General features: G+C 65.1%; 15 protein-coding genes. 12 read left to right on the plus strand and 3 right to left on the minus strand.

Features of this window, described 5'->3' with window-relative positions; all coding sequences use genetic code 11:
• The first annotated feature begins 117 nt into the window (after positions 1-117).
• Positions 118-2,982, plus strand: coding sequence for a TolB-like translocation protein (locus DFR29_RS06690; protein WP_133817808.1), 2,865 nt, complete (start codon positions 118-120; stop codon positions 2,980-2,982).
• A 139-nt stretch (positions 2,983-3,121) separates the two neighbouring features.
• Here DFR29_RS06690 and DFR29_RS06695 read toward each other — a convergent pair whose 3' ends face one another.
• Positions 3,122-4,414 (minus strand): OmpP1/FadL family transporter, encoded by a 1,293-nt coding sequence (locus DFR29_RS06695; RefSeq protein WP_166653921.1) that lies wholly within the window; start codon positions 4,412-4,414, stop codon positions 3,122-3,124.
• Between the two features lie 181 nt (positions 4,415-4,595).
• On the opposite strand from DFR29_RS06695, the gene DFR29_RS06700 reads away from it, so the two are divergent.
• From DFR29_RS06700 to DFR29_RS06735, 8 genes are all read left to right on the plus strand, one after another.
• The gene (locus DFR29_RS06700; RefSeq protein WP_133817810.1) at positions 4,596-5,570 is read left to right on the plus strand and encodes an SPFH domain-containing protein; all 975 of its coding nucleotides are present in this window, start codon (positions 4,596-4,598) and stop codon (positions 5,568-5,570) included.
• Entirely contained in the window at positions 5,567-6,025 is a 459-nt protein-coding gene (locus DFR29_RS06705) for an NfeD family protein (RefSeq protein ID WP_133817811.1), read from the plus strand. Before DFR29_RS06700 ends, DFR29_RS06705 begins: the two co-directional genes overlap by 4 nt.
• A 234-nt stretch (positions 6,026-6,259) precedes the next feature.
• A complete protein-coding gene (gcvT, locus tag DFR29_RS06710) occupies positions 6,260-7,345 on the plus strand; it encodes a glycine cleavage system aminomethyltransferase GcvT (protein ID WP_133817812.1) in 1,086 nt (361 codons plus the stop codon).
• A gap of 84 nt (positions 7,346-7,429) precedes the next feature.
• The gene (gene gcvH, locus DFR29_RS06715) at positions 7,430-7,828 is read left to right on the plus strand and encodes a glycine cleavage system protein GcvH (RefSeq protein ID WP_133817813.1); all 399 of its coding nucleotides are present in this window, start codon (positions 7,430-7,432) and stop codon (positions 7,826-7,828) included.
• 689 nt (positions 7,829-8,517) lie between these two features.
• A complete protein-coding gene (gene metJ / locus DFR29_RS30305) occupies positions 8,518-9,060 on the plus strand; it encodes a met regulon transcriptional regulator MetJ (RefSeq protein WP_345775755.1) in 543 nt (180 codons plus the stop codon).
• Between the two features lie 222 nt (positions 9,061-9,282).
• Positions 9,283-10,326 carry an SRPBCC family protein gene (locus DFR29_RS06725; RefSeq protein ID WP_166653922.1) on the plus strand — a complete coding sequence of 348 codons (1,044 nt, stop codon included), beginning with the start codon at positions 9,283-9,285 and terminating at the stop codon, positions 10,324-10,326.
• A gap of 106 nt (positions 10,327-10,432) precedes the next feature.
• On the plus strand, positions 10,433-12,709 hold the full coding sequence (locus DFR29_RS06730) for a glycoside hydrolase family 44 protein (protein ID WP_133817816.1): 2,277 nt from the start codon (positions 10,433-10,435) through the stop codon (positions 12,707-12,709).
• Positions 12,710-13,018: 309 nt separating this feature from the next.
• Complete coding sequence (locus DFR29_RS06735; protein ID WP_133817817.1) at positions 13,019-14,068, plus strand: energy transducer TonB; 1,050 nt, start codon at positions 13,019-13,021, stop codon at positions 14,066-14,068.
• 151 nt (positions 14,069-14,219) lie between these two features.
• On the opposite strand, the gene DFR29_RS06740 is transcribed toward DFR29_RS06735, so the two are convergent.
• Entirely contained in the window at positions 14,220-14,843 is a 624-nt protein-coding gene (locus DFR29_RS06740) for a GPP34 family phosphoprotein (protein ID WP_133817818.1), read from the minus strand.
• 85 nt (positions 14,844-14,928) lie between these two features.
• Entirely contained in the window at positions 14,929-16,266 is a 1,338-nt protein-coding gene (locus DFR29_RS06745) for a serine hydrolase domain-containing protein (protein ID WP_133817819.1), read from the minus strand.
• A gap of 662 nt (positions 16,267-16,928) precedes the next feature.
• Here DFR29_RS06745 and DFR29_RS06750 point away from each other — a divergent pair.
• The 3 genes from DFR29_RS06750 (at position 16,929) to DFR29_RS06760 (ending at position 23,486) form a co-directional block, all read left to right on the plus strand.
• Positions 16,929-19,100, plus strand: coding sequence for a winged helix-turn-helix domain-containing protein (locus DFR29_RS06750; RefSeq protein WP_166653923.1), 2,172 nt, complete (start codon positions 16,929-16,931; stop codon positions 19,098-19,100).
• A 363-nt stretch (positions 19,101-19,463) separates the two neighbouring features.
• A complete protein-coding gene (locus DFR29_RS06755; RefSeq protein ID WP_133817821.1) occupies positions 19,464-20,459 on the plus strand; it encodes an AraC family transcriptional regulator in 996 nt (331 codons plus the stop codon).
• Between the two features lie 132 nt (positions 20,460-20,591).
• Complete coding sequence (locus tag DFR29_RS06760) at positions 20,592-23,486, plus strand: TonB-dependent receptor plug domain-containing protein (protein ID WP_133817822.1); 2,895 nt, start codon at positions 20,592-20,594, stop codon at positions 23,484-23,486.
• Positions 23,487-23,511: the final 25 nt, after the last annotated feature.

Here is a 23,511-nt window from a genome sequence, read left to right on the forward strand (position 1 = left end):
GTACGGCTTGGCAGTCGGCCGTGCCGAGGCCGCCATTTCATTGCGGCCCCACGGCGACTGCGCTAGCTTGGCGCGGCGCAGGGGGCTGCGGCGGCAAATCAGCACGAGGAGGGCGAGATGCGCGCATTACTATGGGTGGCCGGGATGGCCGTGGCGAGTCTGTTCGGCACGGCGGCATGGGCGGGGTTTCCGCCGGCGTCATTTACCGACCGGCTCGAAGGAGACACACCGTCGTCGATCACGGTGGGTTCCAGCGTCAGCCTGAGCTGGTCGGCTGTCGCCAACGCCTGCTATTACAACGGCAGTAGTTTTCCCGGCGGCGTGAGTTTCCCCGAGTGGCCGACCGACGGCACCGGCGGCGGCACCGGCACCACGCCGCCCAGCGGTTCGCTGGCCTGCGACCGGGCCAGCACCTGTGCCGCACCGCATAACTACAATCTGTTCCTGCCCAATCCGGGTACCTATCGATTTGTGGTCAATTGCATCAGTTTCTCCGGCGGTCCGGCGATCACCTCGACCGCGGAAATCCTGGTCGTGCCGACGCCGACTTCCGACGGCGTGGCGCTGACCGCTACTGCCAATACGCCGGGGCCGGTGCGTCCCGGCGGCAGCTTCGACCTGCAGCTGGCCCTGGTGAACCGCGGCGGCTTCCGCCTGACGGCACCGAGCACCAGCCTGACGCTGCCTGCGGAAGCGAGCGTAGTCAGCAGCGCCTGTGCCACCGGCAGCGGCAGCAGCTATACCTGGAGCCTGCCCAACGGCCTTGCGGCCGGCGAAAGCGCAACCTGCAAGGTAACGGCGCGGCTCAACAGCATTCCCGCCAGCGAGACCATTGCACTGCAGGCGCAGACACGCTTCTCCATCCTGCAGACCAGCTTCAGCCTGAGCACCAGCGAGACCATAGGCACTTCGCACCGCTCGCGTCCGCTCAGCGGTACGCGAAGTGGCGCAGCGACCACCGAGGATTCGGTCGCGCCGATACTCAGCGGCGACGGTTCGATACTGGTCTTTTCGACGCGCCAGCGCGGCATCACCGGCGACGACAGCAACAACGGCGGCAGCGACATCGTGCTGAAGAACCGCCGCGACGGCAGCAGCCGTCTGGTCAGCGTCAGCGACAGCAGCGGCCTGGCCTTGCGCGGGCAAAGCACGTCGCCGGCGATTTCCGCCAACGGCAAGGCCGTCGCCTTCATCTATCAGCCGTCCAACCCGGCCAAGGCCGGCGAAACCGGACAGGTCTGCAGCTCGCCGCCGAACGGCCTGTTCCGGCCTACCTGCACCACGACGGCGCCGAACGGGCAGCCCTTGTCGGGGCCGGCCGAAAGTCCCAGCCTGTCTGCCGACGGCAACCTGATGGTGTTCTGCTCATCGGCCAGCAACTGGGTCGCCAATGACACCAACAATGCCAAGGACGTGTTTGTGATGAACACGACCACTGGCGCTGTGTCCCTGGTTTCGGTAGACGCGGGCAATGCCCAGGGCAACGGCGACAGTTGCGATGCGATGATCTCCGGCAGCGGCCGCTACGTCGCGTTCCGCACCAAGGCGGTCAATCTCGGCGGTACCGCGAATTGGCAGGTAGTGCGCAAAGACCTGTTCAGCCGTAGCGTGGTGCGCATCAGCCAGGCCGGTGCCAGCACGCCGGCCAATGCCGATGTGGGCAAACCGTCGATCTCCTACGACGGCCAGCGCATCACCTTCGCTTCGCGCGCGACCAACCTGATCGCCGAACTGGTCGGCGGTTTGAACAATGTATACCTTTCCGTCAATGGTGCGCCCGGCGCGGCGGTAACGCTGGACGGCAAGATGCCCGACGGCGGCGAGTCCAAGTCCCTGGGCAACGGCCTGTTCGGTGTGCGCAATCCCGGCGGCGGTGCGCCCAACGGCGATGCCGACGACCCGACCATCTCCTGCAACGGCAGCGTCGTCGCATTCGGCTCGGCCGCGAGCAACCTGATCCTCGACGACAGCGGCGGCATCAAGGATGTGTTCGTGTTCGACCCCGAGGGCAATATCGTGCGCCGTGCCACCACCAGCGGCAGCGGTGCGGCGCCGAACGGTGCGTCGACCAATCCGTCCATGGACTGCGAGGGGCGTGGCGTGGTGTTCCAGTCCACGGCCAACAACCTCGATCCATCCGACCCCAACCCGAATGCCGATGTCTACGTGCAGGACGATCCGCTGCACGTCGATGCGGCCTCCAACCGCCTCGATGCGGGCTATAGCGGCAACTGGTTCAATCCGGGCCAGAGCGGCCACGGTTTCCTGGTCGAAGCGTTGCCGGACGGCCGTTTCTACCTGACCTGGTATCTCTATCTGAGCGGCCAGCCGCTGTTCCTGCAGGGCGTGGCGACGCCCAGCGGCAACTCCATCGATGTGCCGGTCTACAGCACGCGCTCTACCGCCTTCCCGGTCGGTAGCGGCGGTGTCAGCAATATCAGCTGGGGGCGCCTGCGCATGACCTTCACCGACTCCAACAGCGCAGCCATCGAGTGGTTCCCGACCGCGTTCGGCTTCTCTGCCGGCAGCATGACCCTGCGCCGCCTGACCGCGCCCGCGGCGATCGAAGGCGACGGCAGCAACTCGCTGCGTGCCTGCTATAGCGGCGTGTGGTACGAGCCGGAGCGCTCGGGCTATGGCTTCAATCTCGAAGTCATCGAGCAGGGCACCGACCGGGCCATCGTCACCTATTGGTATACCTACCGGCCGGATGGCAGTCCGCTGTGGCTCAGCGGCGTGGGCCGGCGTTTCGGCAACGGCGTCGTGGTCGACCTGTACCAGGGCGGCGGCTCCGGCGCGCAGTTCCCGTTTGCGTTCTCCGCCACGGCGCTGAACCAGACCAAATGGGGTTCGGCCTCGCTGCGGTTCACCTCGGGCAACAGCCTGGAGCTGACCTATCAGCCGCTGCTGGAAGGCTACGCGCCGGGCACTGCAAACCTGTCGCGTCTGACCGCATTGGCCGGCAGGTCCTGCGGTAACTGAAACCGCGCGCCACGGATCGCCGCGGCGGTCCGTGGCCTCGGCTCATGCAGATCGCGTGTGTTGCAGGCAGAACGAAAAACGGCGCCCTGGGGCGCCGTTTTTCGTTGGTGTGCGCAGGTATGCCCCGCTGCTGCCCGGATCAGAAGCGATACACGCCGGATACCGAATAGGTGTCCAGGCCGTCGGAGAAGTCGGCACCCAGGTCGAGCTGGAAACTCTTGAAGGCCCAGCCGCCGCCGACGGTGTAGTGGGTTTCCGAACCGCGGCCACCGGCAAACAAGGTGGACAGCGCCACTTCGCCGATGTCGGCCGGCGGATTGCGGAACTGGACCGAATGGCGCGGATCGTGCCAGACGCCGCCGCGCAGGCTGAACGGCGCGCTCATATTGGCAAAGGTGTATTCAGCGCCAAGGTGTACTTCTGTTCCATCTTCCAGATATAGCTTTTGTGCGCCATCGAGCAGGAACAGCGAATCGATGTTGTCGGTGAGCTGCGAATACATCACGCGGTCGAGGTCGAAATTGACCACCAGTGCGTCGGTCGGGCGCCAGGACAGGCCGATGCCGAAGATGTCGGGAATGTCGAAGCGCACGTTGTTGCTGCTTGCCACGATCTGCGGTGCCGGCAGCGGGTTGCCGTTTTCGTCGCCGAGCAGTGCATTGAACGCGCTGTATTTGAACTCCGGCGCCTTGCGATAGGTGGCGCCCAGGCTGAGCTGGTCGCTGAGCTTGAAGCGCGCGCCGACATTGAAACCGTAGCCGGTGTCATCGCCATTCTGTGCCTGGATCGAGGTCAGAAACACATTGTTCGGATCGATGTCGTCGACGCGTCCGGTCAAGGTGTTGAAATTGAAGTCGTAGCGGGTGATGCCGAAACCCAGCGATACGTTGTCGCTGGCCTTGAACGCGGCCGAGGCGCCGAGGCTGACGATTTTCAGGTCGGCCGTGGAGCGGAACGGAAACAGGCGGAATTCGCCGATCTCGGCACCGTTCAGGGTGGTGAAGTCGGTCTTGAAGCGGGCCAGTTCATGCCGGTAGAAGGCGAAGGCCCAGCGATCGTGCGGAATCACCACGGACAAATACGACAGGTTGGTATTCGAACTGTCCTGCTCGCTGATATTCAGGCCGGCGGTGCTGAACGGGTCGATCGTGGTGGTACCGCCGTCGATATACGGCGTGCTGTAGGCGGTATGGCGGCCTTCCAGCGAGATTTCGGTCTGCACCAGCTGGGTCAGGCCCGCCGGATTGGTATACGCCGCGGTGGCGTCGTCGGCCAGGCCGAGGAAGGCACCGGCCATGCCCAGGCTGCGTGCGCCCGGACTGGAGAAACTGAAAGGAATGCTGGCGTTGGTCTCAGAATCGGTGATGGCGAACGCACTGCCAGCACTACCCAGAAGGGCGGTGCTCACCGCCATGCAAAGTACACGCTTCATGTATTTCATCTCCCCATTGAAATCGTCGGCAGCCTTCGCCACGCGAGTCAGGGCGAAGGCGTACGCGGCGGATGTTAACACCGAGTTACGAATGACGTATGTCAGGCCGCCCGGCCCGGCTGCCTGGGACCGCTTGACCTATACTTCAGCCTCATAACGCGAAAGCAGGGGGAAAGGCGTCATGGGTATCGGCTCGATTGCAGTCATCGTCGGCGTGCTGCTCCTGTTCTACATGTTCAACCCGGTACGCATCGTGCCGCAGGGCTTCGAATGGACGGTGGAGCAATTCGGCCGCTACACCCGCACGCTGTCGCCGGGTTTCCACCTTTTGATTCCGCTGATGCAGGCCATAGGCCGCAAAATAAACATGATGGAGCAGGTGCTGGAGATTCCGTCGCAGGACGTGATCACCAAGGACAATGCCGTCGTGCGTGTCGACGGCGTGGTGTTCTTCCAGGTGCTGGACGCGTCCAAGGCGGCGTATGAGGTGTCCAACCTGCAGCAGGCCACGATCGCCCTGGTCATGACCAATATCCGTACCGCGATAGGTTCCATGGACCTGGACGAATCCCTGTCCAAGCGCGACGAAATCAATGCCAAGCTGCTGCGCGTCGTCGACGAGGCCACGCATCCCTGGGGCATCAAGGCCAACCGCATCGAACTGAAAGACATACAGCCGCCGCGCGACCTGATCGAATCGATGGCGCGACAGATGAAGGCCGAGCGCGACAAGCGCGCCGCCGTGCTGGAAGCCGAAGGTGCGCGCCAGTCGGAAGTGCTGCGCGCCGAGGGCCAGAAGCAGGCCGCCATCCTCGAGGCCGAAGGCCTGCGCGAGGCCGCCTACCGCGAAGCCGAGGGGCGTGAGCGCCTGGCCGAAGCCGAAGCCAAGGCCACGGCCATGGTGTCCCAGGCCATCGCCGAGGGCGACGTGAATGCGCTGAACTATTTCATCGCGAGCAAATACGTCGAAGCCCTGAAGGCGATAGCCACGGCGCCGAACCAGAAAATCTTCATGATGCCGATGGAAGCCACCGGTGTGCTGAGTTCGCTTGCCGGCATTGCCGAACTGGCCAAGTCGGCCGGCGCCAGCCAGATCGCTTCCGCCGAAGCCAAGGCCGAAGCAGGCCGCCGTCCTGTGCCCAAGCCGATGGCATGAAGGAAACTTTCGACGTGAGCCTGACCATGCTCTGGTGGACTGCAGCCTTCGTGCTGATTGCGGCAGAGATGCTGCTGCCGGGTTTTTTCCTGCTCTGGATAGGGTTGGCCGCAGCCGGCGTCGGTGCCTTGCTGCTGCTGTCGCCGGCATTGTCGCTGCCCGTGCAGATCGTGGTGTTCGCCGTGCTGTCGGTGATTGCCTGTGTCGGCTGCTGGCGTTTTTCCCGGCGCGGCCTGCGCAGCGAAACGCGTTCGCCGACCTTGAACCGCCGTGCGGAACAGTTGATCGGCCAGTGCTACGTGCTGGACAGCGCAATCGAGAACGGTCGCGGCAAGGCCCGTGTCGGCGATTCGCTCTGGCTGGTGGAAGGCCCCGATTTGCCCGCCGGCGCGCAGGTTTCCGTGGTCAGCGTCGACGGCGCCACCTTGTACGTACAGCCGGCAGCGCAGGACTGACGCGGCAGCGTCGGCATCACGTTGCCGGCGCGCATGCCCGGACTGGCTGCTGGCAGCGTCCGCAGCGGCGTTTCCTGCGCTTCACGATACTTGTACAGGATGCAGCGACGTGCCGGGCGCGCTGCGTGATCCGGCGCGCTTCGAGGCAGATACGTCCGCCATCGCAGACCTAATGCGCTTGGATTGACCACCCCTCGTCGTGATAATGCGCGCCTCCCCAGGCCGGAACCGCCAATGAGCAACCAGACCGTACTCAATGCAACTCACCGCGCGCTCGGCGCCAAGATGGTCGACTTCGGCGGCTGGGACATGCCCATCAGCTACGGCTCGCAGATCGAAGAGCATCACGCAGTGCGTCGCGACGCGGGCATGTTCGACGTTTCGCATATGACCGTGGTCGACCTGCGCGGTGCGCGCGTGCGCGACTTCCTGCGCCGCCTGGTGGCCAACAGTGTCGACAAGCTCAAGGTGTCGGGCAAAGCCCTGTACACCTGCATGCTCAACGAGCAGGGCGGCGTGATCGACGACCTCATCGTCTATTTCCAGAGCGAAGACTACTTCCGCATCGTCGTCAACGCGGCCACGCGCGACAAGGATCTGGCCTGGATCCAGGCCCAGGCCAAGCACTTCGACGTCAGCGTGAGCGAGCGTCCGGAACTGGCCATGATCGCCGTACAGGGACCGCACGCGCGCGCCAAGGTACACGGCCTTCTCACGGCCGAGACGGCGGCCAAGGCGGTCAAGCTCGGCAAGTTCGTCGCCTGCGCCGGTGATGGCCTGTTCATTGCCCGCACCGGCTATACCGGCGAAGACGGCTACGAGATCATCGTGCCGCAGGAGCAGGCAGTGGACTTGTGGAATCGCCTGCATGCCGCCGGCGTCGTGCCGGCCGGACTCGGTGCCCGCGACACCTTGCGTCTGGAGGCCGGCATGAATCTCTACGGCCAGGACATGGACGAAACCGTGTCGCCCTACGAAGCGGCCCTGGCGTGGACGGTGGCGCTGGACGAGGGCCGCGATTTCATCGGCCGCGGTGTGCTGGAACAGCAGAAGGCGGCGGGTTCGCCGCGCGTCATGGTCGGGCTGGTGCTGGACGACAAGGGCGTGCTGCGCCATGGCCAGCGCGTGACGACGGCGAACGGCGACGGCGAAATTCTCTCCGGCACTTTCTCGCCGACCCTGGGCAAGGCGATTGCCTTCGCACGCATTCCGGCCGGCGAGCCGGGCCAGGTCCAGGTCGACATCCGCGGCAAACTGCTGCCGGTGCGTGTGGTCAAGTTTCCCTTCGTGCGTGACGGCAAGCCCTGCGACGGCGTCTGACGCCGGTTCGACAAAACTACTGATTGCATCGCATCACGGCGTTGTAGAATCGCGCCGCGGTGCCCACCTGACAGGATCAAGACCATGAAAGAAATCCCCGGCGACCTGAAATTCATGAAGTCCCACGAGTGGGCCCGTGTCGAAGACGATGGCACGGTCACCATTGGTATTTCCGACCACGCCCAGGGCCTGCTCGGCGACCTCGTCTACGTAGAGCTGCCGAATGTCGGCGACACGCTCGAAGTCGGCGCCGGTTGTGCTGTCGTCGAATCGGTCAAGGCCGCTTCCGATGTCTATTCGCCGGTGGCCGGCGAAGTGATCAAGGTGAACTCCTCGCTGGCGGACAAGCCGGAGACGATCAACGAAGACGCTTTCGGCGACGGCTGGATCGTCGTGGTCAAGCCAAGCAACCTGCGGGAAGACATGGACAACCTGCTTGACCCGGATGCTTACCTCGAACAGCTGGAAGACGAAGACGAGTAAGTCGCGGCGGCATCGCCGCCCCGCGATTTCCTCTTCGAGGCGCGCCGCAAGGCGCGCCTTTTTCATGCGCGCCATCGACGTGCAGACGCTGCAGTCGACGCCGCGCGCGAGGGACATCGCGCAGCGTGTCTGCCTGCAGCGAAGACAGCGCGTGCTGATATCGGCGGGCACGGCAAGAGCCTCGCATCATCGCAACGTCGCGCATCGCGCACGCGCCGCGGCTGCCGAAGCGCTGTGCGAGTCTGCGCACTTTCGCGCAAATCGGCCCGCGACGACCCCGCAACCAGTCCCTCAGCTGAACGCAAGCCCTTGCTTCGCGATGATCGCGAGCAGAGGCGGCAGCCGGCGTGACGCGCCGGCACGAGCACGCGATCGCGCGAGCCGCCGGCCATCGCCCTGTTTTCGTAATATTTGAAATAAAGGTAAAAAGAAACAATGGAAAACGCAGATTGGCGCGCGAATGCGGGGGTTTTGCGCAAGGTAGCGGCGCGCGCGCGGTGTAAGTGCTTGCTGCGGAAAGCTATCCATTTAGACGGCTGGACGTCCCGGTCGGCAGCCGTGTCGCGCGCATGCGTGCAGCCCGGATGACGCGATCGCGTGCGGCAGAGGCGTTGTATCTTCGTGCATGTGATTGTCGCGCTTCGAAAACTTGTTGACAGTGCTGGGCGACAGGAATAATTTTCGCGCCGTTGAAACGCGCGCGTAATGGAGATATGTCGGAAGGCAAGTACATCGACCCGTATGTCGAACACGGGAGCAAGTCGGAAGCGGTCCGCAAGATCACCGTTTCCATCCCGATGCACATACTTCGACTTCTCTCTGACGAACGTACGCGGCGGCAGGTCGCCAACCTCCGCCACGCTACCAACAGCGATCTGCTGTGCGAGGCGTTTCTGCACGCTTTTACTGGGCAACCACTGCCAACTGACGAGGAGCTAAGACGTATGGCCATGAAGAAAGCAACCGCGAAGAAACCCGCCGCCAAGAAAGCCGCGGCGAAGAAAGCCACTGTAAAGAAGGCGGCCCCGGCCAAGAAGGTCGCCAAGGCCAAAGCTGCACCGGCCAAGAAGGTCGCTGCGAAGAAGCCGGCTACCAAGAAGGTAGCGGCGAAGAAGGTCGCGAAGAAAGTCGCTGCCAAGAAGGCTCCGGCCAAGAAGGTAGCGGCGAAGAAGGCTGCACCTGCCAAGGCCGCACGCGCGACCAAGGCTGCCAAGCCGGCTGCTGCAAAGTAATCAGGCAACACGTTCCACCGATAGAAACACCTGTAAGTCGTTTCTGCTTTGCCTCCCCTGCGGTGCCCAGCGCAGGGGACGGACTTTGCAGAGGCTGCGAAGACGCCGCGCAAGCGGCGTTTTTCGTTTGCGCGATGTGCGTCGCAATGCCATAGGCGACACCGGGCCACGCCTGGGGCTAGGATGTTCCCCCGTCCTGCTGCCGGTGTCGGAGTCCTTGCTATGCGGTTGCTGATGCGTCTGTTGGGTCTGCTGCTGGTGCTGGCCCTGGTTCTGGTCGGCGTGGCTTTCGTTCTGCCCGACCGCGTCCATGTGGAGCGCAGCACCACGATCGCGCGGCCGCAATCGCAGATCTATCTGCTGCTGTCCAATCTGCGCCGCTTCAACGAGTGGTCGCCGTGGCATGCGAAAGATCCGGCCGCGCGCTACACCTTCAGCGGGCCCGAGCAGGGCATAGGCGCGAAGCTCGCATGGTCCAGCCAGCAGTCCGGCGTCGGCGAGGGCAGCCAGGCCATCACCGCGCTCAAGCCCGACGAATCGGTTTCGCTGCTGCTCGACTTCGGCGAACGCGGCAAGTCGAATGCGAACTTCCGCCTCGCCACGGTGAGTGGCGAGACGCGCGTGAGCTGGAGCCTCGACAGCGATCTGCCGCTGCATCTGGACAGCCGCTTCGGCTGGAATGTGGTCGGCCGCTACATGGGGCTGTTCATGGATCGCCTGGTCGGTCGCGATTTCGAAACCGGACTGGCCAACCTGCGCGAGCTCGCCGACAGCTTTCCGAATATCGACATTGCCGGCATCGAGCCGCGTCTGGTCGAGCTGCCTGCGCGCAAGCTCACGGTGGTTTCGCTCGACGTGGCGCTGCAGGACGAGGCCGCGCTGAAGCGCAGCTGGGACGCGGCACTGAATCAGCTGCAGCGCTTCCACGTACAGCACAAGCTGGGTGGCGAGACCGGTGCACCGTTGACGCTGACGCGCCGGCGCGATGCCGGCCAGTGGAGCTTCGACCTGGCCTTGCCGGCGCAGTATGACCTCATGCCGGAAGACACTGCCGTGCGCGGCATGCTGTTGCCGGCGGCGCGTGCTGCGCAGCTCGATCATTTCGGCTCGCTGGCCGAACGCATCAAGCTGGTGGAAAAGCTGCAGGCCTGGCTGGCGGTGAAGGGGCTGCCGGCGGGCGAGCCCGTGATCGAGGAATACGCGCCGGGCAACGGACCTGGCCGCGGCGAAGTGCGCATCTCGATTCCTTTGCAGGCGCAGCAGTGAACTGGGCGAAAGCGGCAATCGCGCGCAGGACAGATGTGACCGGCACCACGTAAGTATGGCCACACGCCGCTAAGCTGTCGGCATCGTTTCCGTTGTGGTGGTATCGATGCGCAGCCGATCGTTTCTGCTTGGTGCCGCGCTCGCGGCGGTGCCCTCGTCCGTCCTTGCGCAGACAGTGCTGGACGTCTATGCCGACGGGCTCGACGCCGCATGGCAGGACTGGAGCTGGGCCGCGGCCGCCGACTACTCGCTTGCCCATGCCGCGCCGGTGCATGCGGGCAATCGCTCGATCCGCTTTCTGCCGCGCAACTGGGGCGGCCTGCTGTTCGCCGATCCGGGCAAGCGCCACGATGTGGCGAACTATGCGTCGCTGAGCTTGTGGATTCACGGTGGCAGCGGCAGCGGCCAGGCCTTGCGCCTGAGCCTGCTCGACGGCGAAACCGCACTGGCCGAGCTGGAACTCGCGCCTTACGTCGCTGGCGGCATCGTGGCGGCAACCTGGCATCAGGCCACGTTTCCGTTCGATGCCACTACCGGCCTGACCAGCGGCAGCTTCAACCGCCTGCAGCTGATGGACAACAGCGGCGGCGTGCAGGCGCAGCTGTATATCGACGACGTGCGTTTCAATCCACGCACGACGCCGCCACAGCCGGGTAGCCAGAGCGTCAGCATCGATCTGAGCCAGGACCGGCGCGCCGTCAATCCGCTGATCTTCGGCGTGAGCTATGGCGAAGTGGCCAGTCTCGCCGCACTGCGCTATCCGCTGCGACGCTGGGGCGGCAACTCGACTACTCGCTACAACTGGCAGGGCGATGTGCACAGCACTGCTGGCGACTGGTACTGGCAGAACATTCCCGATTCGGCCAATGCCAGCGGTACGCCGCCAAGCGGCAATTCGGCCGATGCCTTCATCGCCGCCACGCGCAGCAACGGTGGCGAGGCACTGCTGTCCATCCCGACCATCGGCGTGGCGCCGATCGACGATCGCGCCAACAAGCGCTGGGGTTTTTCCCAGGCCAAGTATGGGCCGCAGCTGCGCGACGAGTGTGACGAGCCCGGTTCCGCCGGCTGGTGTACGGCCGATGCCGGCAACGGCGAGTGCGATCCGGCGCTCAACACCCAGGTCGATGGCCAGGGCGTGCGCTACTGCCAGTACTACGCCACGGTCAACGACCAGCCACGCTATCGCATAGTGAACAATGCGCGAAGCGATACCTCTATCGATGTGACGCCGGCGTTCTGGGTGCCATGGATTGCCCATCTGCAGTCGCGCTACGGCACGGCAGCGAGCGGCGGCGTGCGTCTGTACGCGCTCGACAACGAACCCATGCTGTGGAATTCCACCCACCGCGATGTGCATCCGGTGGCACCGACCTATGACGAGGTGTGGACGCGCGGACGCGATCTGGCCATCCGCATCAAGCAACAAGATGCCGCGGCGCAGGTGTTCGGGCCGGTCACCTGGGGTTATCCGGACCTGTTCACCTCGGCCAGGGACGCGCAGGATTGCAATTGCCTGTCCGGCAATGACCGCGCTGCACATGGGGGCAAGCCGTTTGTGCAGTGGTATCTGGAACAGGTCTGCGCCTACCAGCAGGCCAACGGCGTACGCCTGGTCGATTACCTCGACCTGCACTACTACCCGCAGGGCGACGGCGTAGTCGATTTCAACGGCAACCTCGGCTATTCCGAAAGCCCTGCCGTCGCCGCCAGGCGGCTGCGCTCCCTGCGCGAGTTGTACGACCCGAACTATGTGTCCGAATCCTGGCTTGCCGATCTGGGCGACAACGACAGCTACCACTACAGCAAGCCCGGCCTGATTCCCCGCGTGAAGGCGTGGATAGCCCAGGCCTGTCCCGGCACCGGGCTGTCGATCAGCGAATACAACTGGGGGCCAGACCAGGGCGTTAGCGGCGCGCTGGCCCAGGCCGAGGCACTGGCGATCTTCGCGCGTGAAGGCGTGGATGCGGCCATGCGCTGGGTGGCGCCGGCGCCTGGCAGCTATGCAGAAGACGCGTTCAAGCTGTATCTCAACTACGACGGCGTGTTTTCCCGCGTCGGCGGCGACTCGGTGCGTACCGTGTCGAGCGATACCGATGTGCTGGGTGCCTATGCCATCCATCGCAGCGGGCAGAAGCTGTACCTGCTGCTGTTCAACAAATCGACATCGCCGCAGGATGTCAGCGTGACGCTGTCGGCGCCGCTGCACGGCAGCTGGAACGCCTGGCGCTTCGGCAGCACGGGTCATCTGACGGCGGCGGGCAGTGGCACGGCAAGCGGCAGCAGCCTGGCTTTCGCGGCACTGCCGGCACGCACGGCCAGCTTGATTGTCCTGCCCGACCCCGCAGCGGGCGACCGCGTATTTGCCGACGGTTTCCAATAGCGGTGCGCGCTGCATCGGCGCAAGCCAGTGGGCTTCGCGTCATCGCGATCGTGCTGTGCGCCAGGTTTTCGGCCGTACAGCGACGCAATCTGACGTCCTTCGTCACATTGCCGGGGAGGCAGAGCGCTGTCCTGCGAGACTGCGAAGCGGTCGGCAGGGCAATTGCGACACTCGTCGCAAAATGCGCTACATTCGGTGTCGTCCGCGCAACGCGGCCATGGGGGATAGCACGGCGAAAGCCGCATGGCTGCGCACAGGAATGACTAGGAGGGAGCGCGGATTCCCGCTAAAACTGTGCGACGAGAAACCATGGCTGCCCGACTCGAATTCCGTTCCCTGCGTCATGCCCGCGGCAGTGCCGCACCCAAGATCATCGCCGGCATCGTCGTTCTTGCCGCTCTGGCAGGCGGCGGCTGGTATTTCTTTCTGCGCGAGCCACCGGTAGTCATTCCCGAAGTTGCACCGGCGCCGGCTGAAGCCGCTCCTGGTACGGCGGGCACGCCGGTCCTGGTCACACCCGACCCGGCCACACTGGGCAAGCTCAATACCCTGACTGTCGACCAGCTGTTCAAGGAAGCACGCACCGCCTTGAACGAACAACGACTGGTTTCGCCGCCCGGCAACAACGCGCTGGAGTTCTATCTCAAGATCCTTGAGAAGGAGCCAGGCAACAGCGGTGCCCAGGATGCGCTGCGCGAGCTGTTTACCTTCGCGGCAAGCACAGCCGAGCAGGAAATCAACGCGCGCAATATTGACAACGCGCAGCGCGTGATCGACCTGCTGACCAAGGCTGATCCGAACAATTATACATTGACCATCCTGCGCTCCAAGCTCGATGCGCAGCGCAAGCTGGTCGACCGCGAGACGGCCCAGGCCGCCGCGGCCGAGGAGGCGGCACGTCGCCGCGCCGAAGCACCGGCTGCCGCACCGGCGACGCCTGCCGGCACGGCCCCGGCAACGCCGGTCGCCGATTCTGCCGGCACCACCACCCCGGCTGCCGGCGCCGCGCGCAGCACACCGTCACCGGCCGAGCCGGCTACGCCGCCCCCTGCCGCTGCCGCACCGGTTGCCGCCGCACCCAGCGCCGGCGATACGCGTGATGCAGCACTGGTCAAGTCGGTACCGCCGCAATATCCGAACGCGGCACTGCGCCGGCGTCAGGAAGGCTGGGTGCAGGTGGAGTTCACCGTGACGCCGGAAGGTAGCGTGGCAAATGCGCGCGTGCTCGACGCGGACCCGCCGCGCACCTTCGACCGCGCTGCTCTGGATGCGGTGCAGCGCTGGACCTTCAATCCGGCCATGCGCAACGGTGCCGCCGTAGAGACGACGGTGCGTCGACGCATCGAATTCAAGATGTAGGCGGAACTCGCTCCTGCGTAAAGAAAAAGCCGGCGGATGCCGGCTTTTTCTTTGTGCGACTGCCGGTCCGGCGTGGTGGCTGTAACGCATGAATCGGAAGACGGGGCGCAGCCAGCACCGGCGAACTGCTGTCGATTTGTCCGCTACCGGCCTAAGCCAGCAAGGCGGCGCGGATCAGCGCCAGCGTCGCGCGCGGCGATTCGTCGATGACCGTGCCATTCAGCCCGAGCAGGATGCGGTTGGCGCGCTCGTGTTGGCGCGCGTCCAGGTGCGAGGTCAGCACGCCGGCCACGTCAGCCAGCAGCAACAGGCCGAGGCCGGCAATGTCGTCGGCATTGTCGCAGGCGTACTGCAGGCTGCCGGCGGCGTCGTTGCGGGCCTGGGCCGAGCGCAGCGGATAGCGCAGCGCATCGTCGCGCCAGAAGCGCCAGTCGTGCATGCGATGCAGGAAGTCGCGCCGGTACAGCCCCTCGAGCAGATCGCGCACCAGGCGCCCGTGACGGCGTTTCACCTGGTTGATGGCTGCTGCGGCATCGGGCCGCGTCAGCGCGGCGACGGCATCGGCAGCCATGGTCAGCAGGCTATGGTTGCTGGGCAGACTGGCGTCGACATGCAGGTAGTCCGGTGCCAGGGCACGCAAGCGCTGCTGCAGCAGCAGATCGACCAGCAGGCCGGCGGCGCACAGCGCGTCGGCATCGGTGTCCGGGTGCGGCAGGCGCATGCTGCCGGAAACCGGGTCCAACGCGAGCAAAATAAAGCGTTCCGCGATCAACACGGTAGCTCATCCCCCGATTCGCTACATACGTCTCAGTATACCGGGGGTGAATCCAAGGCGTGTGCTAGTAGCGTCGCCCGATTGTTCAGCGGCTGGCGCCGCCGGCGGCGACGCGGCTGCGTTCCAGCGGCTCCACGCCGGCCCAGTCGACCTGGGGCAGCCCGAGATAGCGGTCCAGAGCCATTGGCATCAGGCCGGTAGGCAGCGCGGTCTCGCAATTCCACAGCATGACCAGGCCGAAACGGCGCTGCGGCAGGAATGCAATCACACCGCGATAGCCCTGCACGGCCCCGGCATGGAACACCAGCGGTTCGCCGGCATAGTCGAATACCCGCCAGCCCAACGCATAGTGAGCATCGCGCAGGCGCCCGCGGCGCCAGGGCGCCGAGGTCATTTCCGTCGGCGTGGCTACCACAGGGCGGTGCAAGGTGCCCAGCAGATCTTCCGCCAGCACGTCGGGGCGGCCGCCCATCTGCGCGATGAGGTACTGGCTCATGTCCTTGATACTGGCGTTGACGCCGGCGGCCGGCGCGACATGGTAGTAGTTCTCGCGCGGCTGGAACGGTAGCCAGCGCTTGCCGTTGCGCGAATGCGGCCGGGCCCAGTCGCGACTGGATTCCAATGCATCGCGGCCGTAGGTCGCCGTCGTCATGCCCAGCGGATGGAAGATGCGCTTCTCGACCTGGTGGTAGAAGAAATCGCCGGTGACCGCATACGTCACGTCGCCCATCAGGCTGAACGCGACGTTCTGATAGCTGTAGCAATCACCGACGCCACAGATCGGATCGATTTCGCGCAGGCGGTCGACCAGCAGCGGATAGGGCTCGTCCTGCTCCAGCAGATGGTCGTAGGAGTTGTGCGGCAGACCGACGCGATGGCTGAGGATGTCGCGCACGCTGAGCCGCTCGGCTGCGCTGGCGTCCTTCAGTGCGAAGGTGGGCAGGATGCCGCCGATGCGGCTGTCCCAGCCGATATAGCCGTCATCGACCAGCAGGCCGGCCAGGGTGGTCGCGAACGACTTGGACAGCGAGGCCAGACGAAACACCGTATCCGGCGTGACGGCCTGGCCGCTGGCGGCGTCCGCATAGCCGATGCCGCGCTGCAGCAGCACCCGGTCGTCCTGTACCACGCCGACGGCCAGGCCGGCGACCTGGCCCGAGGCTTCGATCGAGTCCAGCCACAGGTTCATTTCGGTTGCGACGGTAAGGCCGGCATTGGCCGGAATCGTCGCCGCGACGGTCGGCAATACCGCTGCCGCCGCCGCTGAACGCCGCGGCGCGGCCACGGCTTTGGGTTTGCTCTTTGCGCTCGCCGCGGCGCGCGCGGCGGGTCGCTTGCTGGCCTGGCGCGCTTCCGCAGCGCCGGCCAGGCATAGCGCCAGCAGCGCTACCGCAGCTGTGTTGATCCATCGCCGCGCGCTCATGGACGCTGGCCGCGATGGAGCGGGAGTGATCTGTCGCCGCGGCAACTGGCGTGCGGCGGCAAAACGCAGTACAGCGGGAAATCTTGCATTGGGCTGGTCGGTTGCTGCTCGTACCGGGGCATTGTCGTCAAGTTGCGCAGCGCTCACAACGCATCGCGAGCGCAACGAACTGGGTCACAGTGTGACCCGATCGACGTTAGCGAAGAGTAAGGCCAGGGCACGGCTGTTGCGGTATCGCTGTTTCCACACTAACCGGAACCCGGGTGCGCAGTCGCGGCAACGCCGGTGTCGCGCAAACCGGGCAGACTGATTCTGCCGCGCGACTCCAACCGCGGGGCGATCGGGTTGTTTATGCACCGCCGCACGGGACGTCGGCGGTGCATTTTTCGTGCGCGCGATCAGACAGGCCCTCAGGGCGGGTCTGCGGCCGATCAGCCATTGCGAATCGGCCAGAACCTCCCCCCCGTAGTGCCAAGGTTTGCCAGGGGCATGGGCCGGGCAGCCATACCGGCTCGCACGAGGCTCAGGTATGCGGACACCCGTTGGGCGATTTTGGCGCCGCGATCCAGTCATGTTGCGCTGCTTGCGCGGCGCTTGCGTCAAGGCAACCCATTTGTGGCATGCTGCATCTAATCTACGAAACTCTTCGTGATTGGGGTTCGATGCGTTCAGAAGCGATAGCCGATGCGAGTCTGCGCCGGGTCCTGTGCATAGCGGGCCGGCGCGTCGACGTGGGCGCCCTGCGCGTCAACGCCGAAGGCGAATCGCAGCGCATCACGCCCAAGGCCATCGGCGTATTGCTGGAACTGGCGCGCGAGCCCGGCGTCACCCGCACCCGCGATGATCTGCTGCAACGCGTATGGTGCGGCCGTGCCGGCGACGGCGATGTGCTTACCCAGGCGGTAAAAGAGCTGCGCCGCGTGTTTGGCGACGACCCGGCTCTGCCGCATTTGATCGAGACCGTGCCGCGCTTGGGCTATCGCCTGCTCGCGCCGGTGGAATGGCAAGACCCGCAATCCGCGAGCAATGATCTTCCGATCGCCGAAATACCGCGCGATGTACCTGACGCCGCCGCCCCGGCGGCGCCGCGCCAGCCCCTGATTTCGCCAAACCGCAGCAGCCTGGCCTTGCTCGCGCTGGCGATGCTGAGTCTGGTGCTGATACTCGTGCTGGCGCTGCGTGAGTGGCAGCTGCGCGAACACGCCAATACCCTGGCGCTGACCACGCCGGTGCCGCTGTTGCTGACTGCGGATCCTGGTGCGGAGTCCACGCCACGCCTTTCCCCTGACGGTGCGCGCCTGGCCTATGTTGCGCGCGATGCCGACAGCGGCCGGCAACGTATACATGTGCGAGGTGTCGGCGCATCCAGCACGTTTTTCCCCACTAGCGGCAACGGCGAGGAATCGTGGCCAGTGTGGTCGGCCGACGGCGCGCTGCTGGCGTTCCAACGCAACCGTGATGGTCACTGCGAACTGCTGACCGTCGACGCCCTTGGCGGCGTGGAACGCGAGCGCGGTTCTTGCGGCAAGGGGTTGTTCGAAAGTTTCGACTGGTCGCCGGACGGACGCAGTTTCGCCGTCGCCAGCTTCGCCGCCCCGGGCACGGCGCGTCTCGCCTTGCGCAGCGTGGAAAACGGCGAGCCGCTGCCGTTCGACTATGCACACGATGCCGCCCAGCACGACCTTGCGCCACACTTTTCGCCCGACGGCAGCCAGATTGCGTTTCGTCGCGGCTTGTCACCGTATTCAGACCTCTACGTCGTTGCCGCCAGCGGTGGGCCGGTGCGCCGGCTGACCCAGGTGTCGGCGCAGATCCGTGGTTTCGACTGGCTGGCCGACGGCAGTGGCCTGGTCTTTGCCTCCAATCATGCCGGCGCGTCGGCCCTGTATCGGGTCGGCCTGGCCGATACGCGCGTCACCGCATTGGGCGTGGCACCGGCGCAGATGCCCGACGTGGCCGCGTACGGCGCTGCGCTTGTCTACGAAGTGCCACGCGCACGCACGGTCATGCAGGGGCTGCTGCTCGACGCCGCCGTGCCAGAGCCCGCCGAACTGACGCCGTCCACCGGCAGTGATACCGCTGCCGTGCTGTCGCCCGACGGCAACCGTGTACTGTTCGTGTCCGATCGCAGCGGCAGCCCGCAGTTGTGGCTGTTCGATGCGCTGGCGCGGCAGAGCTATGCCCTGACCCAGGGGGTTGGCGACTTATTTCTTTATCCACAATGGAATGCCAGCGGCAGCCGCGTGCTCGTGACGCGGCGGCGCGACGGCCGTGGCGAACTGCTCGAGATCGATCTCGACAGCCAGACCCAGCACCTCGTCTCGCAGCCGTCGCTGGATGTGCGCTTCGCCACCTATGCCAACCGCCGTGGCTATCTCGTCGTGGCGGCTGCTGCACAGGGCACGCGCCTGCTGCGGCTGGCCGAGGCGCAGCAGCCGGGCGAGCTGCTGCGCGAGAATGTGGCGACGCTGGAGCGCGACCTGCGTGCCGAGCGCATCTACTACAGCCGCCTCGACGGCGCCGGCATTCATGAATTGCGCGAAGCCGGCGGCGCGCCGGACGATCCGCTGGTTGCCCGCGACAGCCCGCGCTTCGCCTGGCAGGTACGCAGTGGCGTGTTGTGGTTTTTCGACAGCGGTGCCGACGACGACGAGATCGTGCTGCGCCGTCGTTCCCTGGCCGACGGCGAAGAAGGCATCGCCTGGCGCACGCGCGATAGCTTCGATCATCGCGCCTTCGATCTGTCGCTGGATTCGCGCCGCCTGGTGCTGATCCGGGCGATGCGCAACGATACCGACATCGCCTTGCTGCGAATCGCCGTCGCTGCACGCTGAAACGTCCGCTGCTGCGCAATCCGGCAAACTCCCGTCGAAATCTCGGCGCTGTCTCGGCGGAATTTCGTCGCATTGGCCGCGGGGCAGGTATCGCGTATGCGCATGCCATGGGAACTGCCGGTCGCAACGAGTGCACGCGTCAATGCCGGTTGCTGCGAATTCATGCATGCAAAGGGCATGCGGCAGCGTTGCAGCATTTGCGCAAACAGCGATGAATACTACGTTTCCTGCGTACGTGGGCAAAATCCCGCCGAAATTTCACCGCTATCTAAGCGCAATCTCGGCAATCATTCGCTCCGGCTCGGGACCGCAGTGCCGCACTCCGTCTACTAATGCACTCCAGTAGATCGGACGGAGGCGGACATGAGAATCATCGGCGAAACGCTGCGCTACGGCGCGCGCCTGGAACTGGGCAATAGCGAAGCCTTGCGGCAGCGCTGCGGCGACAACCTGCTGGTTGTGGTCGGCGGTGGTCGCGGTGCCACGCTGGCTTCGCAAAGCGACGGCAGCGGTATCTGGCTGCCTTTGCGTGGACGCCTGCGCCTGGCCTGTGGCGAAAGCGCCTTCAACCTCGAGCCGGGCCAGCTGTTCGTCGCCGAGCCTGAGCAGCGCATGCAGGCCGGTGGCCGCGGCAATGCACTGTGGATCGCCCTGATCGCCCAACGTAGCGGCTGGCGCCGTGCCCTGCTGCGTGCCGGCGGCGCGATCGCGCCAGAACCCGGCCTGGTGCCTGCCTGGCACGCTGCAGCGCCGGGTCTGCGCCGGCTGGCCATGCGTCTGGTGCGGGCGACGGTCGAGCACGCCAGCGAGTACGCCATGCAGAGCGCAGCCGACGACTTGCTGGCGGCGGTGCTGGAGCTGCAGTCCGAGTTCGGCGACATGATCGAGCGCTGCCCTGGACGCACGCTGGCGCAGCGGCAAAGCGTATTCCTGCGCATGCAGCGCGTGCGCAATCACATGGCGACGCGCTGCGAACAGGAGCTGGACATTCCCGAGCTGGCGCGCATGGCGAGCTATTCGCCCTGGCATTTCATCCGCGCGTTTCACTCGGTCTACGGCGAAACGCCGCATGCCTATCTGGTCAATCGCCGCCTTGAGCGCGCGCGCCGGCTGGTGCGTTCCAGCCCTCTGGCGATCAGCGAAGTAGCCAGCGCCAGCGGCTTTGAAAATCGCTGCGCATTTTCGCGCCTGTTCAAGCAGCGCTTTGGCATCAGTGCCGCCGCGCTGCGCCGCGAACACGGCGTGGGCTTGCGCTCGGGACGGATGCGGCGTTGCGATGGCGACGATTTGCCGCGCCGCGCAGTTTCCGCAACGCGGCCTGCCAACTCGGGACAACTCAGCGCGCCCACAGATTTTTAACGTTGCGATACCGGCTACGCCCGGGTTTGTCGGCCAGGCCTGCGCTTTCCCAGAAACCGCGCGGTCGGCGTTGCAGGTCGTTTTCGACTCGCGACGGCGCGGCTGATTTGTGAATAATTACAGGAGAAATACATGTTCAACCCTTTGCTCCCCCGAGCCGTGCGTCTGGCATTGACTGCACCATCTCTCGGTGCAGGCGCTGTCCTGCTCGGCTGCTTTGCGCTGCCGGCCGCCGCGCAGCAGCCTGAAGCCGCCGGTGCCGAAACCGACAAGCTGGAAACCATCGTCGTCACCGGTTCGCGCATCCGCCGCGTCGACCTGGAGACGGCAAGCCCGGTGTTCGTCATCGACAAAGGGCAGATCGAAAAAACCGGCAAGCTCAGCGTCGGCGACCTGCTGCAGACCACGCCGGCCATCGCCGGCGGCGCGACCGCGACCAATGGCGCGGTCAACAACGGCGGCGGTACCGGTGCGGCCACCATCGACCTGCGCGGCCTGGGAACGGCGCGTACCCTGATTCTGGTCAACGGCCGCCGCCTGGCCGGTCCGGCACCGGACGTCAACGCCATTCCGATCAATCTGATCGAGCGCGTCGAAGTGCTCAAGGACGGCGCTTCGGCCATCTACGGTTCCGACGCGATCGGCGGCGTGGTCAACTTCATCCTGCGCAAGGACTACCAGGGCATCGAGTTCGCAGTCGACTACGGCATCGCCGATGCCGACGACGGCCAGCGCAAAGGCGTGACCATGACGATGGGTCATACCAGCGACAAGGGCAGCCTGATGGTCGGCGTGAACTACCACAAGCAGGACGCCGTCTCCGCGGCCGATCGCAAATTCTCCGCCGATGCCTTGTATCTGTCGTCAGGTTCCATTGCCGCGGGCGGCTCCAGCCGCACGCCGCGCGGACGCATCTTCCTGCCCGACGACCTCATCGCGGGTTTCAACTGTCCGGACAGTGCTGCCGGTTCGGTGACACGCAAGCCGGGCGCGCGCGGTAACGCGCTCAGCGACTTCAAGTGCTACGACCCTGCCACCGACGCTTACAACTTCCAGGCGGTAGGCAATCTCGAGATGACGCCGCAGGAGCGCGGCAGCCTGTTCGTCGTCGGCAATTATCGCCTGAGCGACAATGTGGAAGCGTATATCGAGGCTTTCCACAACAACACCCGCGCCGCCTTCGCCATCGCGCCTCTGCCGTTCGATGCGCGCGCCGACAACGTGCTGATTTCGGCCAACAGCGTCTACAACCCCTTCGGCATCGACTTCGGTCGCAGCGGCACCAACGATTCGGGCAACGCCTTCAACCTGCGCCTGGAAGCGATCGGCAACCGCCGTGCCGACACCCGCGTCAGCACCGACCAGATCAACCTGGGTCTGAAGGGCGGCTTCGGCAACACCAGCTGGCAGTGGGATGCGAACTTCACCTACGGCCATTTCTCGCAGAATCAGGTATTCGGCGGCTATATCTTTCAGCCGAACCTGGTCAACGCAGTGGGTCCGTCCTTCATCGATGCCCAGGGCGTGGCCCGTTGCGGTACGCCGGATGCGGTGATCGCCGGTTGTATCCCGGTCAATCCGTTCAATCCGACTGAAACACCCGAAGCATTCCGCCTGCTCGAAGCGCCGTATCGCCTCAGCACGCTCTACATCCAGCGCGAAGTCGAGGCCAATGCCAACGGCGAGCTGTTCGAACTGCCGGCCGGTGTGGTCAGCCTCGCCGTCGGCGCTTCGTATCGCAAGGAATACCAGAGCTTCTCGCCCGACTTCCTGGTCACCGCGCTGCCGCCGGATTTCACCAACTGCCAGCTGGCACAGGAAACCTGTACCTCGCCGGTGCGCGGCGACTTCAATGTGAAAGAAGCCTATGGCGAGGTGTTCATTCCGATCCTGCGTGACGTGGCGTTCGCCAAGACCTTGAATGTCACGTTCGGCACGCGTTATTCCAAGTACTCCAGCTTCGGCAACGCGACCAATTCCAAGTTCGGCCTGGAATGGCGTCCGCTGGACGACGTGCTGGTGCGTGGCACCATTGCCGAAGTGTTCCGTGCGCCGACCATTTCCAACCTGTTCGGTGCGCCGACTTCGAATGCGCCGACCTTCCGCGATCCGTGTATCGGCGTCACCTCGCCGGTCGGTGCCAATGCCAATATCGACCGTGCCTGCCAGGATGTGGCGCGCGACGGTTCGTTCGAAGGTGCGCCGAACGGCCAGATCACCGGCCTGATCTCGGGCAACCCGGACCTGCGGCCGGAGAAGGGCAAGGCCTTCACCTGGGGCCTGGTCTACGATCCGAGCTGGCTGGAAGGCCTGTCGACCAGCGTCGATGTCTGGCGCTTCGCGCTGAACGACAACATCAGCGCGCTGGACGTCAACACCGTCGCGCTGCAGTGCTTCACCGCCGGCAATCTGTGCGACTACATGCATCGTTTCGCCGCCGACGGCCAGATCTTCTACATCGACCAGCCCACCTTGAACCTCGGCCGTCTCGACGCCAAGGGCGCCGATTTCGGCATCAAGTACCGCCTGCCGGAAACCGCGCTCGGCAACTTCCGCATCGGTCTGGATGCCACGTATACGGCGCAGTTCAACCAGCTGATCCTCAACCAGGCCGGTCAGCCGACGGGTTCGATTTTCGCCGCCGGCAAGTTCAACCGTCAGCTCGGCAATTACGCGCGCTGGCGTGCACTGGGTACCTTGAACTGGGAACTGGGCAATTTCGACGCGAGCTGGACCACGCGTTACGTGCACGGCTTCGAGCTGGGCAGCCTGCTTCCGGGCGGCGATTCGGCCGACGGCCAGCTGCCGAATGTCGTCGTGCCGTACGGGGCGTCGACCTACCACAACCTGCAGGTCGGCTATCAGATCGAGCCGATCAATGCGCGCGTCGAGTTGGGTGTGGACAACGCGTTCGACAAGCAGCCGCCGATCCTGTTCCAGAACAACGTGACCAACGGCAATACCGATCCAGTCACTTTCGATACGGTCGGCCGCTACTATTGGGCACGCTTCAGCATCAAGTTCTAAGGCCGGCCTGGGCAATCCTCAGCTT

The sequence above is a fragment of the Tahibacter aquaticus genome (assembly GCF_004363655.1).
GTDB classification, from domain to species: Bacteria; Pseudomonadota; Gammaproteobacteria; order Xanthomonadales; family Rhodanobacteraceae; genus Tahibacter; species Tahibacter aquaticus.

What these genes read in the sequence shown, in the direction of transcription:
- DFR29_RS06690 (WP_133817808.1), top strand. Translation starts at nt 118, where the DNA reads ATGCGCGCATTACTATGGGTGGCCGGGATGGCCGTGGCGAGTCTGTTC.
- DFR29_RS06695 (WP_166653921.1), bottom strand. Translation starts at nt 4,414, where the DNA reads ATGAAGCGTGTACTTTGCATGGCGGTGAGCACCGCCCTTCTGGGTAGT.
- DFR29_RS06700 (WP_133817810.1), top strand. Translation starts at nt 4,596, where the DNA reads ATGGGTATCGGCTCGATTGCAGTCATCGTCGGCGTGCTGCTCCTGTTC.
- DFR29_RS06705 (WP_133817811.1), top strand. Translation starts at nt 5,567, where the DNA reads ATGAAGGAAACTTTCGACGTGAGCCTGACCATGCTCTGGTGGACTGCA.
- gcvT (WP_133817812.1), top strand. Translation starts at nt 6,260, where the DNA reads ATGAGCAACCAGACCGTACTCAATGCAACTCACCGCGCGCTCGGCGCC.
- gcvH (WP_133817813.1), top strand. Translation starts at nt 7,430, where the DNA reads ATGAAAGAAATCCCCGGCGACCTGAAATTCATGAAGTCCCACGAGTGG.
- DFR29_RS06725 (WP_166653922.1), top strand. Translation starts at nt 9,283, where the DNA reads ATGCGGTTGCTGATGCGTCTGTTGGGTCTGCTGCTGGTGCTGGCCCTG.
- DFR29_RS06730 (WP_133817816.1), top strand. Translation starts at nt 10,433, where the DNA reads ATGCGCAGCCGATCGTTTCTGCTTGGTGCCGCGCTCGCGGCGGTGCCC.
- DFR29_RS06735 (WP_133817817.1), top strand. Translation starts at nt 13,019, where the DNA reads ATGGCTGCCCGACTCGAATTCCGTTCCCTGCGTCATGCCCGCGGCAGT.
- DFR29_RS06745 (WP_133817819.1), bottom strand. Translation starts at nt 16,266, where the DNA reads ATGAGCGCGCGGCGATGGATCAACACAGCTGCGGTAGCGCTGCTGGCG.
- DFR29_RS06750 (WP_166653923.1), top strand. Translation starts at nt 16,929, where the DNA reads ATGCGTTCAGAAGCGATAGCCGATGCGAGTCTGCGCCGGGTCCTGTGC.
- DFR29_RS06755 (WP_133817821.1), top strand. Translation starts at nt 19,464, where the DNA reads ATGAGAATCATCGGCGAAACGCTGCGCTACGGCGCGCGCCTGGAACTG.
- DFR29_RS06760 (WP_133817822.1), top strand. Translation starts at nt 20,592, where the DNA reads ATGTTCAACCCTTTGCTCCCCCGAGCCGTGCGTCTGGCATTGACTGCA.